15 protein-coding genes are annotated in these 15,955 nt (G+C 57.5%); 13 read left to right on the plus strand and 2 right to left on the minus strand.

The window, feature by feature from the left end; all coding sequences use genetic code 11:
- The first annotated feature begins 200 nt into the window (after window positions 1–200).
- The 4 genes from NKJ32_RS17565 (at window position 201) to NKJ32_RS17580 (ending at window position 5,085) form a co-directional block, all read left to right on the plus strand.
- Window positions 201–1,577 (plus strand): flippase, encoded by a 1,377-nt coding sequence (locus tag NKJ32_RS17565; RefSeq protein ID WP_352828240.1) that lies wholly within the window; start codon window positions 201–203, stop codon window positions 1,575–1,577.
- 105 nt (window positions 1,578–1,682) lie between these two features.
- The gene (locus NKJ32_RS17570) at window positions 1,683–2,366 is read left to right on the plus strand and encodes a class I SAM-dependent methyltransferase (RefSeq protein WP_352828243.1); all 684 of its coding nucleotides are present in this window, start codon (window positions 1,683–1,685) and stop codon (window positions 2,364–2,366) included.
- Window positions 2,367–2,599: 233 nt separating this feature from the next.
- Window positions 2,600–3,676: a glycosyltransferase family protein gene (locus tag NKJ32_RS17575; protein WP_352828244.1), complete on the plus strand. Its 1,077-nt coding sequence runs from the start codon at window positions 2,600–2,602 to the stop codon at window positions 3,674–3,676.
- Window positions 3,677–3,702: 26 nt separating this feature from the next.
- A complete protein-coding gene (locus NKJ32_RS17580; protein ID WP_352828246.1) occupies window positions 3,703–5,085 on the plus strand; it encodes an O-antigen ligase family protein in 1,383 nt (460 codons plus the stop codon).
- Window positions 5,086–5,148: 63 nt separating this feature from the next.
- Here the strand turns inward: NKJ32_RS17580 and NKJ32_RS17585 are convergent, their stop codons facing one another.
- Entirely contained in the window at window positions 5,149–6,012 is an 864-nt protein-coding gene (locus tag NKJ32_RS17585; protein WP_352828249.1) for a hypothetical protein, read from the minus strand.
- A gap of 380 nt (window positions 6,013–6,392) precedes the next feature.
- On the opposite strand from NKJ32_RS17585, the gene NKJ32_RS17590 reads away from it, so the two are divergent.
- The 5 genes from NKJ32_RS17590 to NKJ32_RS17610 all read left to right on the plus strand — a co-directional run bounded on the left by NKJ32_RS17590 (window position 6,393) and on the right by NKJ32_RS17610 (window position 10,757).
- Window positions 6,393–6,722, plus strand: coding sequence for an acyltransferase (locus tag NKJ32_RS17590; RefSeq protein ID WP_352570840.1), 330 nt, complete (start codon window positions 6,393–6,395; stop codon window positions 6,720–6,722).
- Between the two features lie 195 nt (window positions 6,723–6,917).
- Window positions 6,918–7,892, plus strand: a complete 975-nt coding sequence (locus NKJ32_RS17595; protein WP_352828252.1) for an NAD-dependent epimerase/dehydratase family protein — start codon at window positions 6,918–6,920, stop codon at window positions 7,890–7,892.
- Window positions 7,893–7,960: 68 nt separating this feature from the next.
- The gene (locus tag NKJ32_RS17600) at window positions 7,961–9,064 is read left to right on the plus strand and encodes a glycosyltransferase family 4 protein (RefSeq protein ID WP_352828255.1); all 1,104 of its coding nucleotides are present in this window, start codon (window positions 7,961–7,963) and stop codon (window positions 9,062–9,064) included.
- Between the two features lie 24 nt (window positions 9,065–9,088).
- Window positions 9,089–9,562 carry a hypothetical protein gene (locus NKJ32_RS17605; RefSeq protein ID WP_352828258.1) on the plus strand — a complete coding sequence of 158 codons (474 nt, stop codon included), beginning with the start codon at window positions 9,089–9,091 and terminating at the stop codon, window positions 9,560–9,562.
- A gap of 1,045 nt (window positions 9,563–10,607) precedes the next feature.
- Window positions 10,608–10,757: a hypothetical protein gene (locus NKJ32_RS17610; RefSeq protein WP_352828261.1), complete on the plus strand. Its 150-nt coding sequence runs from the start codon at window positions 10,608–10,610 to the stop codon at window positions 10,755–10,757.
- A gap of 64 nt (window positions 10,758–10,821) precedes the next feature.
- Here NKJ32_RS17610 and NKJ32_RS17615 read toward each other — a convergent pair whose 3' ends face one another.
- Entirely contained in the window at window positions 10,822–12,801 is a 1,980-nt protein-coding gene (locus NKJ32_RS17615; protein ID WP_352828264.1) for an acyltransferase family protein, read from the minus strand.
- Between the two features lie 178 nt (window positions 12,802–12,979).
- Here NKJ32_RS17615 and NKJ32_RS17620 point away from each other — a divergent pair, with 178 nt between their 5' ends.
- The 4 genes from NKJ32_RS17620 (at window position 12,980) to NKJ32_RS17635 (ending at window position 15,951) form a co-directional block, all read left to right on the plus strand.
- Entirely contained in the window at window positions 12,980–13,120 is a 141-nt protein-coding gene (locus NKJ32_RS17620) for a hypothetical protein (RefSeq protein ID WP_352828267.1), read from the plus strand.
- A 297-nt stretch (window positions 13,121–13,417) separates the two neighbouring features.
- The gene (locus NKJ32_RS17625) at window positions 13,418–13,933 is read left to right on the plus strand and encodes a hypothetical protein (protein WP_352828270.1); all 516 of its coding nucleotides are present in this window, start codon (window positions 13,418–13,420) and stop codon (window positions 13,931–13,933) included.
- A 218-nt stretch (window positions 13,934–14,151) separates the two neighbouring features.
- Entirely contained in the window at window positions 14,152–14,634 is a 483-nt protein-coding gene (locus NKJ32_RS17630) for a hypothetical protein (RefSeq protein ID WP_352570781.1), read from the plus strand.
- Between the two features lie 507 nt (window positions 14,635–15,141).
- Window positions 15,142–15,951: a tyrosine-protein phosphatase gene (locus NKJ32_RS17635; protein ID WP_352828274.1), complete on the plus strand. Its 810-nt coding sequence runs from the start codon at window positions 15,142–15,144 to the stop codon at window positions 15,949–15,951.
- The last annotated feature ends 4 nt before the right edge of the window (window positions 15,952–15,955 follow it).

Genomic DNA, 15,955 nt, shown 5'->3' on the forward strand with positions numbered 1-15,955 from the left:
GCATCTGACGCGCGATCTCAGGAGACGCAAAGCATCCGGTGGGACCATGGCCGGTGGCGCGCAGGTTTTGATCCTTCTCGTACAAATCGCCTACATGGCGGTTGCACCAATCGCTCGTTGTCGCAAAGGCTGAAGAATGTTAACTCAAAAAGCGACAATTGGGTCTTCCCCGACCAAGCATGACAAACTCGTCACGATGCTTGAATCTCATCGTGCGTAAGAGCTTTACAGCCGCCCAGACGTTTTCAAGTCTGGTTAGACGGTACTGGAAGTATGTTTCAAACTCGCTCTGGTTGATTTCCGACAGGCTGCTAGTGAGTCTGATAGGGCTTTTGGTGGTGGCCGCTGTGGCCCGTTATCTCGGGCCGAGCGAATTTGGATTGCTGTCCTATTGCTTCTCAACGGCACTGCTGTTTGCGGTTGTCGGACAACTTGGGCTCGACGGGCTGGTCATTCGAGAAATCGTCAATCGCCCTGACGACGTGCCACGTGTTCTCGGCACAGTCTTCGCCCTTAAGTTCTCCGGGCATTTGCTGGGAGCCGCGGGCATGGTCGTCTATGCGCTGTCTGTCAGTGTGAACTCGACGGAGCGTGCCATGTTGTTTTTGGCCGCGGCCTTCATCCCCATGGCGTCGCTCACAGGGTTCCTCGGGCTCTGGTTTCACTCGCGTGTCCAGGCCCGATACAGTGCCATTTCCTCCAGCGTATCGGCGTTATTGGTTGGCCTGGGAAAACTCGGGCTTGTATGGATCGGGGCCGCGGTGATGGCGTTCGCCGCTGCAAATGTGGTCCAGATGTTGATAGCGGCCATGCTTTCGTTCCGCTTCTACAAGCAGCAGAAAGGCCCCCCCTTGTCCTCCTGGCGGTTCTCTCCGACCTTGGCAAGGGAACTGCTTTCCGAGAGCTGGATGCTTTTTCTTGGGTCGATATTTGCGCTCATTTATCTGAAAATCGATATGATCATGCTTCGCTGGCAGGCAGGGCCGGCAGAAGTTGGCACCTATGCGGTGGCGGCTACCCTTTCCGAGGCGGCATACTTCGCGCCGGCCGCATTGGTCGCTAGTGTGTTTCCCAAGCTGATCGAGTCCGCAAAAACCAATCAGGATTTGTTTGAAAAGCGGCTTCAGTCCGTTTTCGATGTCTTGTGGCTCGCGGGGCTTGGCATGATCGCCACGATGTTCTTGCTCGGCGGGCCGCTTATCCGGTTTCTTTTCGGCGTTGAATACAATGCATCGGTTCCGGTGTTGATGGTCCATGTCCTGTCCGCGCCCTTCTTGTTCATGCGCATCGCATTCACGAGATGGACGATCATCGGAGGTGGCGCGACGTTCTTCATGTTAACCGAAGGCCTCGGTGCGCTTACGAATGTGGCCTTTAATTTCCTTCTCATTCCCCACTATGGGAGTATTGGTGCCGCGCTTGCGACGCTCGTTTCATATGCCATGGCCACCTACCTTGCCTTGTCCATCCTGCGCCGAACGCGGCCGATTTTCCTAATGATGTCGCGCTCCATCTTTATGCCGTGGCGCGCGCCCAGAGAGTTCTTGAACTATGTAAGACGAGGCGCCTATGCCTGACCGGCCGTTCTAACGGCGGGATCACGTGGCCTTCGATGCGCATGGGCGGCAAGCGTCCTTGACGGCGATATTTCAATTGCAGATGCAGAGCGGAGTTTTGAGCGCATGACGGTGCTTAACAGGATGGCGACAAAGTGGAACCGCTTTGCGCAAGTTTCCAATGATACGCGAGCCGCGGTAGAACTATCCCGGCTCGGCCTGCCATACTTGCCGTGGTCGGATGCGTCCCTGCTTCCTTCAGCCCTGCAGGTCGTGCTCAACGAAATCGAAATCAACTCCCGCAAGACAATCGTGGAATTCGGAAGTGGTATTTCCACGATCTATATCGCCCAGATCCTGTCACGGCTTGGTGGTCGGATTGTCAGCTTCGAGAGCGACGCGGAATGGGCAACCTTCGTCGAGAATCGCCTCGCAGCGTTTAATCTATCCGAATTCGCCTCAGTCATTCACGCGCCGATGGGGCCTTGCACTTTGAGTAAAAATGGCCTGCAATGGTACGATCAAACGGTCGTCGAAACGGCCGTGCAGAACCTGTCTGTTGATTGTGTGGTCGTCGATGGTCCGCCTGCCTACAAGAAGGGATTTGAACTGGCGCGCTATCCCGCACTTCCAGCCATCGAGGCACGCCTCGCGCAAGATTACGCCGTGTTTCTCGATGACATCCATAGGCTTGGTGAGCAGGAGATACTGCGGCTCTGGGCCGATCTCTTCAGCGTCAAATTTGTTCCCTATTTTTCCAAAGGAAATTTAGCCAGGGGTATCCACGGCGTGGCACACTTTACCGTGTGAGTCTTGAATTCATGATATTGACGGGAGTGATTGGATCACTGCCGGTTGCGGCTTGGTATGGATACCAGGCTTGTTGCCAAGACTAGCTTGGAGATTCGGACTCATTAGATGTCGAGCGCAGCGGCCGGTATGCTAGGGCCGTGGGCTTGAGCCCTATTTCGATGGGCCGCCAACTGATTGGCCGACGAATCACTATCAGCGCTCCCGCGACTGAATTCCAACAGGAACCAGCCATGCGACTTTTTCAAAACTCCGGGATTTCACCAAGCTATCGCACCAGACTCGCTGGTCTTGTGGCGGGGATTCGTGGGTTTGACCAGCAGAAGGAAGTGTTTTTGAACGACCGCTACGGGGCGGCGCATATCCTGTTGCCGGTCTACGCCGGCAACCCTGAAGCTTTCTTTACAAATGGGGACGACGAATCGCTGCAGCGGGCATGGGCGCTCGAACACGGCCTTGGCGAACATGCGTCGTTGGCCGATATCCTTCTTGCCCAAATCGAGCATCACAAGACGGATATCTTCTACAATCTTGATCCATTTCGTTACGACGCCTCTTTCGTGCGGCGGCTGCCGGCGCATGTGAAGCGAAAGATTGCTTGGCGCGCAGCACCCGGCAAGATTGACTTTTCGGGTTATGATCTCGTCGTCTGCAATTTCCCGTCAATGCGCAAGATTTGGGAAGAGCAGGGCGCCAGGACCGCCCACTTCTTTCCTGCCCACGATCCGGAACTCGATACCGTCGCCGCGAATCGCGACAGAGACATCGATGTCCTCTTCTTCGGCGGCTACAGTCGCCATCACCAGCGTCGGCGGCAGATTTTGGAGGCTGTCGCAGGTCTTTCCAGCCGTCGCCGCGTCGTCTTCCATTTGGACCTATCACGCTATACACCGCTCGCCGAAACGCCCCTCGGCTGGTTCGGTCCCCTGAGAATGGTGCGCCGCCCGAGTGCGATCCGCGCAGTCAGTGCTCCCCCCGTATTCGGGCGCGCGATGTACGAACAGCTCGGAAGGGCCAAGATCGTCGTCAACGCCTCGATCGACATGGCCGGCCCAGACCGTGGCAATATGCGCTGTTTCGAAGCCATGGGAGCCGGGACTCTGCTTGTCTCCGACTCCGGCATTTACCCCGCCCCTATGCGCGACGGTGAAACCATCGCGGTCTATGAACACCCGCATGACGCAGCTGAAAAAATCGAAAGCCAATTGGACGCTGGAAGCTGGGACGAGATCGGCCGAGCCGGTCACCGCGCGATCCGTGAGGAATTTAGCAAGCAAAGACAATTTGAGCGGTTTCTCGAACTGGCATAACGCACAATTTGATCGCTTTGCACTCAATGGCGACGGATAAGCCTTGGGCACACGGCGGCCATGATGCGAGAGCTTTAGGCGCCACACATCAGCTGGCTGGCGCCGGCCCATTGTCTCGATTGGAAGAGACATGGTATCGATGTTGCTGTTTCGAAGGTGCCGTCATCGTCATGCATGTCAGCAGACCCGTTCCGGTCTATAAGGATTTGTGGGCTTGGAGCTTTGCCCTGGCGATTGCCGGCTATCCACTGGTCGCGATCCTTTCATCTTTGACCGCAAGAGAAGATGGACAACTTTCGATCGCCTTTCGCCTTCTGGTAATTTGCCTCTGTGGGCTGTCGCTTTTGTTTTCGGATCGGCAAAAGGCCTGGCGCTTCGGAAATATATGGTTGTTTTATTTTGTCGGGCTTTACATGTTGAAGCTTGGCCTTGATGCCAACGCCGGGATAGGCAAGGCGCCGGAAGGTCTTGTATTCGCCACGACTACTTCGATCGTGCCCGCGGCTTTTCTAGCCCTGTCGACGAACAGATGGTTGGAGGTCAACGTGGCTTGGGCCATTTTTGCTGTCGGGGCGTTGACCGTGGCGGGTATCGTCTGGTTTCAGTATACTGGTTCGAGTGCCGTGCTGATCGACAATTCGGACCGGCTTTCTCTCGAACGTTTGAACCCCATTTCCATAGGCCATGCCGGTCTGACTACGCTTATCGCCTCATACACTCTGATAAGAATCCCCCAAGGAAAAATTCTTAAATTCGCAATTTTTGCTGTAGCCGTGGCATCGGCGTTCACCATATACCTCGCTGCTGCTCGCGGTCCAATTGTCGCCCTGGCTTGTTGCATCATTTTGTTTCCCATGCTCCGCCCCAGGCTCATGACTATCGCCATGGGGTGGTTGCTTCTCGCCGCCGCAATATTTGTACTGGCGACGATGGACATGACTCCATTGCTCAACAAGTTTCATTTGACGGGGACTGGAACTGCAGCAACCAACTCGACGCTGGCACGTGTGGAAGCGTTTGGGTATTCGTGGGAATTGTTTCAGCAGAACCCATGGTTCGGCTACGGGACGCAACTGCCTTTCTTCTCATATCCGCACAACATGTTCATGGAGATCCTGCAAGCCGTGGGGCTTGTCGGCATGGCGATATTCGTCCTGGTTTTCGCGAGGATAGCAGTGGCGGTAAAGTTCCTGGCCGACAGGCGCTTGGTGCTGCTGCCGCTTTTGACCGTGCAAGCCTTCATCGGATCGCAATTCTCCGGGTCGCTCTGGGGCGCCGCATTCCTTTGGATTGTCGTTACGGTAATGATTTTCCGGGTCAATGCCATGAGGTCATTTGACTTGCGGGCACGTCGACGCGTGATGGAGCGCTCATATGCCCAATTCGGGGTTTTGAGCGGAGCTAGATAAGACTGAACGGTTAGACCATATTCCCCTGTAAGCGAATGCGTCTGTAGCACCGCCAGTCTGTGGCTAAGGCGTTCGGCTATGCTCCCCCAGGAATTTCAAGGTAGCTTGCCACCACTCCGCATTTTCATCCCATTTCGCCGGCCGGTATGACGAATGTCCGCCGATAGTACCCCAGATCACGATGCCGTCAGCCAGCCTTTTGCAGGTCTCCAGTTCGGTATACCAATAATCGCCCGGCAGAAAGGCCAGGGTCTTATGAAACTGCGGCCAAAGAAAGCAGTAGACCGGTTTTCCTTGCGAGATTCTTCGTGCTTCCTCGATGTTGGCTTCCGCATAGGTCACCCATGCGTTCTTGTCGCCATAAAATGTATACAATGAGGGAAATAGCTCATCGACATAAGGGAGGAGGGAGGACGCGAAGGTGTTGTTTTGCTGCTTCCATTCGTCCAGTGCAGCAGGGCCCTGATGGCCGATCGCTCTCCAATAATCCCTGAGAGGCAATATATTATAGATGCCAAGCTTGATACTAGGGTCCGCCTTCCTGAAAGCGCCAAGCGTCTTTTGGAATTTCGCGATGGTCGAAGCTTGATCCGGGCCTATCAACGGCCAGGTCTCGATGTCGATGGCGAGATACTGATTGGTCCTCGGCAGTTTAAGGGCTTGCTGCACTTGGCGGGCGTCGGGAACATCTAGTCCCAGAACATGAGGGTCTGCGATCGTAAGATGGTCGAAACCGAACGAGCGGAAGTCGGGGTGATCGCCGTCGAACGACAGAACCTCGAAAAGCTTGAACGGTGCGCGCGTCTGCGACGTCGCGGGCACTATCCCAGCCAGAAGGCACATCACACAAAATACCGTCTGGAAAAACATTGCGTCCGGCATCCGGCGTCGCCAGTCGGCGAATTTTTGCGCGGCCGAAATTTGCACAGTTTGAGTCCCTCATAAGCCGAACTTGACGAGTCGAGAAACGGTAGCGTAGCTGGACGCTTCGGACAACGTCCTTACGGAAGCGTGATCGACGCCCATCTGAGGTGATAGACGTCTCTGGATTGGACTGGTGGATAGCCGTGCTGAGATTTTTGCGCTCCATTCTAAAGATTATTGTTCTTAAGCGGCACAACAAGGTTCGCATACGGAATGCCCTTCGTATTGTGCCAGAACGGTTGAATATAGGTGTAGATAACGCATTGTATTGCCGCTTCTATTTTGATCGGGACTCTGCTAGCATAACGGTAGGAGATAGGTGTTTTATAGGCAAAAGTCAGATAATTGCGGCAAACAAAGTAGTAATTGGTAACGATGTTCTAATGTCGTGGGGGGTTACTATTGTAGATCATAATTCGCATTCTATATACGTGGACGAAAGGCGGGACGATATTACCAATCACACAAGGCGAGTGGCTCGAGACTGGTCAAATGTGGTTTCAAGCCCCGTAATTATCGAAGACTTTGCGTGGATCGGGTTCAATGCAATCATTCTAAAGGGTGTGACAGTCGGATATGGGTCGGTTGTCGCAGCCGGTGCCGTTGTCACCAAAAGTGTCCCGCCATACTCCGTCGTAGCAGGCAATCCCGCGAGAGTGATAAAGCAGCTCGCCGAACCCAGACCAAAACATTCGATGGGATCAATCTCGTAGTGAATTATGACCCGATGACAGCAACCGAAATTCGCGAGCGGCTCGCCGGAGTCTTCGGTCCGCTGTCGGGGCTCGTCCGCCTGGCCTTGTCCCCGCTGCCCTTCAGTGCCGTTGCCGGAGCAGCAGCACTGCTGGACCGCCGGCCCGGGCGCCTGGTCTCTTTCCTTTGCCATAAGCAAGGGAAGGGCTGATTTGGTGACGCAGCTGAACGAGGCGAAGCCTGTCTGGGTGACTGGAGCCGGTGGCTTCATCGGCCTGCACCTGTCGCGATTTCTTGCCCAGCAAGGCGACCTTGTGCTCGGCTTCGGCCGAAGCGAAGCGCCTGGCTTCGCCGTGGCGACCGGCGGTGCTTTCTTTCCCGGCGGCGTGACCGCGGAAACGATGGGCGCGGCTCTGGCCGCATATGGTCGCCCGGCAGCCGTATATCACCTGGCAGGCGGCTCTACGGTAGGCCGGTCGATTGCCGAGCCGCTGAAGGACTTTGAACAAAGCGTCGGTTCCACGGCTTGTGTCCTCGATTTCCTGCGTCGCCACGCACCGGATTCCTCCGTCGTTCTGGCATCCTCCGCCGCCGTTTATGGCGGCGGCCATTTCGGCCCGATCGGGGTCGACGCCGCGCTCGATCCCTATTCCCCTTATGGCTATCACAAGCTAATGGTGGAGGAACTCGGCCGGTCATACTGCGCGGCATACGGGCAGCCGGTCTCGGTGGCACGGCTTTTCTCCGTCTATGGCGAAGGGCTGCGCAAGCAACTTCTCTGGGATCTCTGCGGCAGGCTCGCGGCAGGCAAAACCGACATTGTGCTTGGTGGCACCGGAGCGGAAATGCGGGATTGGCACCATGTCTCGGATGTCGTGCGATTGATCCATCGCGTCTTGCCCGCCAATGCAGCAAGCTTCGCGGTCTATAATGGCGGTGCCGGAGCCGCCGCGTCCGTCAGCACGATTGCCGGGATGGTCTTGGAAGCCTGGGGCGGAAAGCATCGCCTCGCGTTTTCGGGAGAATCCCGGCCGGGCGACCCTGTCAATCTGATCTCCGGTCCCTCCGGCGTCCCGGACGGGCTCCAGTTGCAGGTGCCGCTCAGCAGGGGCATTGCCGGCTATGTCGATTGGTATCGTGCTGAAATTCTCGCCGAACCGGTCGGCCGTCTGCGACGCGCCGCGCCTTGATTACCGTTGGCTTCACGCTCATTGGCCGCGGATCCTGGTCAGGCGGCGAGTCCTATCTGCGCAACATGTTGAGCGTCATCGCCTCCGAGTTGGGCGGTAAGGTTCAGGCGAAGCTGTTTCTCACACCTGAGCAGCATTCAACTGTTGGCGCGTCCTTCGATCATATGTTGGCCGCGCCGGCTATCGTCGACGACCGGGTCACTGGCGCCGGGCTCGGCAAGCGAGGGCTGATCGCGCTTGCCGCCGGAAGTGATCGCGCATTCGCGGATATTGTCGTTGCACAAGACATCGATGTTGTCTTTGAAGTCGCTCAGTGGTTCGGCAATCGGTTTCCGCTGCCCGTCATTTCCTGGATACCTGACTTTCAGCACCGTCGCCTGCCGCATCTCTTTCCGCGTCGCGCCTGGTGGCGCAGAGATCTCGGCTTCCGTCTGCAGACGTCCGGCAATCGCACGATAATGCTCTCGAGCGAGGACGCGCTCGCCGACTGCGAAACATTCTATCCAGCCTCGCGCGGCAAGACCGCCGTGGTGCGCTTCGCCATCGATCTCGATCCAGGCGCCGTCATGGCGCGCACCGAAGCTGCACGCCGGGCGCACGATCTGCCCAAGCGCTTCTTTTTCCTGCCTAACCAGTTTTGGATGCACAAGAATCACGGGCTGGTCGTCGAGGCGTTAAGGCATATAGACCGGCTTGGGGCATTGGGTTCCGTGCCACCGATAGTCCTCACGGGGCGCACGACCGACCCACGCGATCCGACCTTGTTCAAGCGTCTGATGGGCCTGGCGCAAACGTATCGGGTTGAGAGCCATTTTCGACACCTCGGATTGATCCCCTATGACGACGTCGTCGCCCTAACAGGTGCAACGGACTGTCTGATAAACCCGTCCCATTTCGAGGGGTGGTCGACCACCGTTGAAGAGGCGAAATCGCTGGGCGCGCCCATGTTGCTGTCCGACATCCTGCTGCATCGCGAGCAGGCTCCGGACGCGCTGTTCTTCCCGCCGGACAACGCCGAAATCCTTGCGCAGCGTCTCCTTGAAATCGGGCGGCAGCCGACTATTGTCCGCGACAGTGTCACCGTGCAGCAAGGCCGGCAACAGGTCCGCCGACGGGATTATGCGGCAGCACTGCTTGCCTTGTTTGAAAAGACCAAATCCGCCGCGCGTTGATTGTTGAATTGGGAGTGTGATGAATTGTCGATCGGGAAGGTGGCCGTACTTGCGTTCATAACGTTGGCGTTTGCGGGCGGCTTTCTTTTCATCGCCATCAACAAGGGAACGAATATTCGTGCACAGGCGCCGAAGCCGGCGGCAGCTCTCACATCCTTCGATGGCAAGCTTACTGTCCAATCTATCGACGATCTGCGGGTCGCCAGCCGCAAGATCGTGCTGTGCGGCGTCACATTTGCCAAGCCCCCGTCAATGCGAGTCATGGTCACCGAGTCCATGCGCCGGGACTATCAAGGACTCGCATTGACATGCAAACCCGTAGGCTTGGGGACACCGTGCGACGGCAATGTCGCGCCGAAATTCCGTGACGCCGTCGTCGTGCAGTGCCTCACCTCCGACGGCACGGATCTGGCTGCAAAGCTCGTCGAGGCGGGCATTCTGTGCGGGCAGCCCGCGCAGGCGGGCTCGACCTACAAGTCTTGCGCGCCAGGCTCGTAGTTCTTGCCTCGAATGGAAGAAGGCCGGCTGGATAGCAAATCTCCACTTTGCAACGAAGTGGTCTGGCTGTTCTTTCAGCTCCACAGGCGGCGACAGTATCCTACTTGCTGGCGGAAACAGTACGGCCCTGGAAAACTGCTATGCCTACAACTGCGGCGCAGGTGAAGCCGGCTTCCGTATCGGCGGTCACGCCGCGGTCATTGAGTGTCTTGCCTGTGATAAATTACAGGTAAAAATTATATTTTCGCTTGGTGGCGATCCTTTTGTTACCGGCACAACTGCAGTCTTCCAGGTTCATATTCTTGGCGGCAATGCCGAAGACTTTGGCCACGCGGCAATCGCCATCGAAAGCTCCGGGCAGCTTGCTATTGAAAAATCTGGCGTCGCCCGCGCTACTGGAACCTTTGTCACAGCAATCGAGATCTTGAGCGGAACCGGGTGCAACGTCTGAATACGTGACAACACCCGTTTACAATCAAGGGGGCGACCCGCAGCGGCAATTCTTATATTCAAGGTACCGGCGGTTCGTTCCTCGTTGACAACAACTCCACTACGACGACAGGGGCGTTCCCGGACTTCTATAATACGACATCTTCGCTGCTTACCGACATACGGATCTTACAGGTTCGCGGCGGTAATCTCGGCAAACAGGATTTGCAAATCTCCCGCCTGAAGTGGGGCGTGAGGCCGGCTTTGTGGCGGCAACGCCGGGAGCGCCAACTGCGAATGCGGCTACCTACGCGATGCCGACGCCGATCAATGTATTGCGAACCGCGAACACCATCGCAACCTCCGTGACCAACATAACCAGCACCGTCGCGCTGATCGACGGGCAGCAGCTCACCCTCATCATCAAACGACGCCTTCACGACGATCCGGAACCAGGTCGGCGGCGCTGGCGATTCCACCTGCTCGACAACGTCGACAAGGTTTGCGTCTCTGGCGACGTGTTGGATTTTATCAATGTCGGCGGGTTCTGGCGGCAGATAAACCCCTCGCGCAAGCTGCGCGCGCGTCTGCCACGGTCGATCCGGCAAGCATCGCGTTGGGCGCCTGCACGGCAGCCACCACTGCCGTCACTGGCGCGGTCCTCGGCGATTTCGTGCGGGCATCATTCAGCCAGGCGCAGGCCGGCGTCTCACTCTACGCCTACGTCAGCGCGGCCGATACGGTCGAGTATTATTTTCCGCGATGATGTCGGGGCAACCCGCTCGATCTCGCCAGCGGCACGTTGCGCGTCGAAGTCGCCAAACCATAGGCTACTTGGCGGCGAGATTGCCGGCCGCAGGCGAAAAAGCCTTTGCGAAAAGCGGGGCCAGAATATGCCCGCCGGCCCGCGAAAGATGGGTCGCATCGAGGTAAAGGATATCGTCGCCGACTTTGAGCGGGCATTCTCCCGGTTTGCACAGGGCTGGAATGATTGGGATGAACTCGACATTCGGCGGGAGCAGGGCGGCCAAGACCTGATTGTTCCGCCAATGCTGGGCGGCAGGCATCCTTGAGCAGGGCGCATCGTCTTCCTTCAAGAAGTTGGCGCGGATCAGACAAGTCAGAACGTCCGTCGGCGGTTCCGGCGCTGGTCCAACGACTGCGGTTTTGATCTCGTGGGCCGCGAGTTTGCTGGCGGTATCCTTTATCGAGGATGTAAAGTTGGCCTTAGACGTCTCATCAGACGGCCATTCTCCATCCTTCGAAACCAGGCTTTTGCCTTGGCGCGAATAGGTGTTCCAGCGGCCGGCCATGATCACAAGCGAGACGTGAGGATCTTCAAGAATTGACTGTAGCGCAGCCGAGTTGAAAGCCGGGCAATCCGCCCGCATCGGGCTTGGTGGAAGCATCCGCATTCCGGGCAGAGGGGCGCATCCGACTTTCGTGATCTGCCGTACACGTATCCCGGCGACCTTCGCGGCCTCGTCCAAGGCAGAAGCCAAATGCGCAGCGTGAGAGTCGCCCCACAGTACAACCGTGGGGGCCTCATCATTGTCGCTACCGATGATGCATTCCCTCGTGTTTGGGATGAGCGCCCCGCGCTCCAGGCACGAAGAAGCTTGAAACTTGGCGCTCTCTGCCCTGACGGCTTGAACCGATGGCCCGCCATCCGGACCTCTGCCGGGGAAGCCAACGCCCTTGATGATGACCAGTGACAGACCGCAAGCCGCGACCGTGACGCCGGCGGCCGGCACCATCCATTTCCAGAGGGCTGTGCTAATTCCCGGCTTCTGGCGGAACGGGCGCTCGACAAAGCGCCATGAGAGCGTGGAGATCAGCAGCGCGGCAACGACGATGCTGACCCGCTCCGAGACAAGCAGATCGCGGTTCTGGTAGATCCCGGCGAAGACCAAAAGCGGCCAATGCCAGAGGTAGAGCGAGTAGGAAATCAGGCCGATGAACGCGGCCGGGCAGATAGACAACGCTTTCGAGACCATCGTTTCGCGATGGATGCCGATGATGAGCGCCGCGCCGAGGCACGGCGGCAGCGCATGCAGGCCGGGAAATGGCGTGTCATCGTTGATCAGGAACAACGAAGCGATGATGAGCGCCAGACCGCAGGCGGATAGGAACTCTGCCGCCCCATGGCCGATATTCACAGCGCGCACCGCAGGCAGCGCGAGCAGGCCGCCAATGAGCAGTTCCCAAGCTCGCGTCGGCAGCATGTAGAACACGAATGGCTGACTGATCGGGAGCAAGCGCTGGGCAATGTCGATCGACATGACGCACAGCCCAGCGACGATGATCAAGGACCATGGCCGCAGCCAGCGCATCAGGGCCATGAGCGCAAGCGGCCATAGCAGATAGAACTGCTCCTCGACCGCTAGTGACCATGTGTGCAGCAGCGGCAGCGACGTGGCGGCTTCGGTGAAGTAGTCGGTGTTGCGGTAGAAATAGAGGTTCGCGGCTGAAAACGCCGCGGCGATCGCGCTCTTTGCAAAGGCGATCAGTTCGCCGGGCGGCAGCACGAGCCACGCCATGACAAAGCAGGCCGCCAGCATCGCGAACAGCGCCGGGAAAATACGCCGAACGCGCCGATGGTAGAACTCTACGAGGGAAAATTCGCCTTTGTCGATCCGGTCGATGATGTCCGAGGTGATCAGAAACCCGGAAATGACGAAGAAGATATCGACCCCGACAAAGCCGCCGCTGATCCATGAAAAACCCGCGTGGTACAGGACGACAGGCAAGACGGCGACGGCTCGCAGGCCGTTGATATCGGCTCGAAATTTCATCTGACCCCCAGCCATTCCAAACGGCGGGCACTCCACACTATCCGCTGATGAATTTCAATCTATCCGCGCGAGTCTTAACAACCTGCTCGCAAGGGCGGACCAACCAGGAGATACGCAATGCCCATGTGAATCCAACCATGACACCATCTTCGGCTCGCCTTGGCATGTCGATGGCAAGGACATCAAGGATCACATGACCTACTCGACGAGTGCCGCATCGCCGTCGGGCGTGGTGACGCCAACCTTCATCGGCAAGTGGCATTTCGATACCGCCGCTGCCGTCTTCTACATCTCGACCAGCCTGACCAACACCGACTGGAAAGCGGTCGTCTGATCTCGCGGCGCAACACAGGGGACGCAGTCATGACCCTTAGCAGTGGAACGAACCGCTCTGGAGCCATCACCACCGGCGGCACCGCACAGGCGCTCGCTGCGGCCAATCCAGATCGCCGCGGCCTCAACGGCCAGAACATTTCCGCCGGCGATCTCTGGATCAATGAGACCGGCGGCACCGCTGCAGTCGATGGCGCCGGGTCCTACAAGGTCCGACCAATTCCATGTTTAATGTCGAGACTGTTTTTGCCATCTCGATCCTCGGGGCCACGACCGGGCAGAAGTTCACTGCGACTGAGTGGTAGGCGATAAGGATCTGGCAACTATTCACCTGCCGGCGATCGTCTGGAACAACATCGCCACAACCTTCACCGCCCTCAAGGTCAATGTGACAGATAGGGCGAGTGCCGCCGGTTCGCGGCTCGCTGATTTCCAAATTGGCAGCGTAAGCATGCTGACGATTTCCAAAACAGGAAGCGTGCGCGGCTGGTCAACAACAACCGCTGGTACACCATCCTTCTTCTACCGAGGCACGAGCGGCAGCGCCAACGGTATATTCTCCAGCGTTGACGGTATGCTAGGTTTCAGTGCAACTGGCATCGAGCGTGGTCGGGTGAATTCAACCGGCTTCCTCACTCACCTCGCTTACCAGTTCTCAGCGACAGCAGGCGCGGCTGTTGATCTCGGGCTAGCGCGTGATGCTGCCTCTCTGGCTCAGCGCAACGGCGCGAATGCGCATAATATCAGGCCGTGGTCGACTGCAAGATCCTACGCAAAGCGTTGGAGCGATGATGATGTCGGCGGGCGACAATGAACGCTAGTTGCGGCTTCTGGCAACCCGCTCTTGCGGCCGACTGTAAAGACGATACGATTCGATATTCTAATGGTGTGTTTAATCAACCACACCGAAACCAAAAATTATCTCGCATATGGGAAGTGGGTTGGAATTGGCGCAAAAAGCTGTTACGCGCTGATGAGTAGCTTGATGGTTGGGTGGGCCTCAGGTAACGTGGGACAGAAGGATTGATGCGGATGAACCTAGTTTTGAAAAGTGCGTTGGCCGGAGTTGTTGTGTTGGCCGGCTTCGCCCCGGTGTCGTCTTTCGCGCAGGACGGGTCGTGCACCTGTGCAACCGCCTATAACGGCGTAAATCCGATTGGATCGCTCGGCCGCGTCAATGGCGACGTAATGGTCTCGCAGGTGGCTGGCTACGGCCCGGCGCAAGCGGGCGGCGCGCTGGATTTCGGCAGTCGTGTCGTGGTTGGCGCCAAGGGCTCGGCTTCGGTTCAGGTCGGTGGCTGCAATCTGAGCGTTCCGGCGAATTCGACGCTTGATATCTCGCGGGTCGAGAATAAGATTTGCCTCAATGTCCTGGGTTCTGAGAAGACCGCCCAGACGGGCAATCCTAACACAAACAACAACACGCCGCTCTTCATTTTTGGCGGCATGGCTCTTGGGGCTGGTGTTCTAGCTGCAACGGCGGACAAAGATCACGGCCACGCCGTTAGCGACTAAGTTGACGGCGTAGTTAAATAAGGCAACGGCAGCAGAGGCGTGTGGCGCTTCTGCTGTGTCTGTTGTTGGCGATAGAGCGACCCTGGCGTGTATGCTGGTATCGCGACTGCCGCATCGGTCGGATCGCGTAAGCCAAGGCGAGGCTGGCGAACACGCCGGGATGAGGGGCGAAGTGCCGGTCTATCCAGGCAAATTTGTTGAATCGCAATCTTTTGCTGCTGCGTGTTGGTGCAAGTTTCGGATACGACCAACGCGACGGTCAAGATCAATCCTGCGGAGGGCAGCATGTGTCTAGCGCTCGAAACATCAGGCGCCGCTTTTGCCGCCGGTGCGGCGCTGATCATCGGCCCGCATGATGACGACAACTCTGTCCGTCAGTAGCTGGGACCTGGCATCCATCGTATCGCGTGAACTTGACAAATGCGTCATTCGCCGTTTTGCGGGTGACGCATTTATACTTTTTGGGGATGACGTCGCCACGTTGCTTCGTTGCAGTCACAAACGCCTATGATCGATCTGCATTCCCATATCTTGCCCGGCCTCGACGACGGCTCGCCCAGTCTTGCCGAATCGCTGGAAATGGCTCGACTGGCGGTGGCCGACGGAACGACCCACATGGCGTGCACGCCGCACGTGACACCCGGCGTATACGAAAACGGAACGTCGAACATCGTTCGAGCAGTTCAAGAGCTGCACCAGGCGCTGCGCCGCGCCGCCATACCACTTGCTCTTTACATCGGCGCCGACGTTCACATAGCGCCAGATCTTCCGGACCGATTGGCGGCCGGCAGTGTGCCAACTTTAAACAGGTCCCGCTATTTTCTGTTCGAACCGCCGCATCATGTTCTACCTCCACGAATGGAGGATCTTGTTCTGCGCCTCATAAACGCCGGTTTCATCCCGATTCTTACTCATCCTGAGCGTTTGACCTGGATCAAAACGAATTACGACGTTATCGAGAGGCTGAATGCAATGGGCTGCCTGATCCAGCTTACTGCCGACTCGATTGTTGGTGCTTTTGGGCGCACGGCACTTTATTATTCTGAAAAGCTGATTGACGAGGGCAGGGTGGACATTATCGCATCAGACACTCATAGCGCCACACGCCGGCGTCCTGGACTTTCGCAGGCGGTTGCCGCTGCTGCCAAGCGATGTGGGGAAGACGAGGCCCGCAACATGGTGTTGAAACGCCCGGGCCAAATATTGGCGAACCAGCCAATTGAGCCGGTGGGAAAAGCACGTCCGAAAAAGCCAAACGCCGGCAATACCAGCCGCTTTGGAGGATTGGGCCGCTTGTTCAAGGGTGGGACCGCGTAATGGG

Source organism: Mesorhizobium sp. M0159 (assembly GCF_040322295.1).
Lineage (GTDB): Bacteria > Pseudomonadota > Alphaproteobacteria > Rhizobiales > Rhizobiaceae > Mesorhizobium.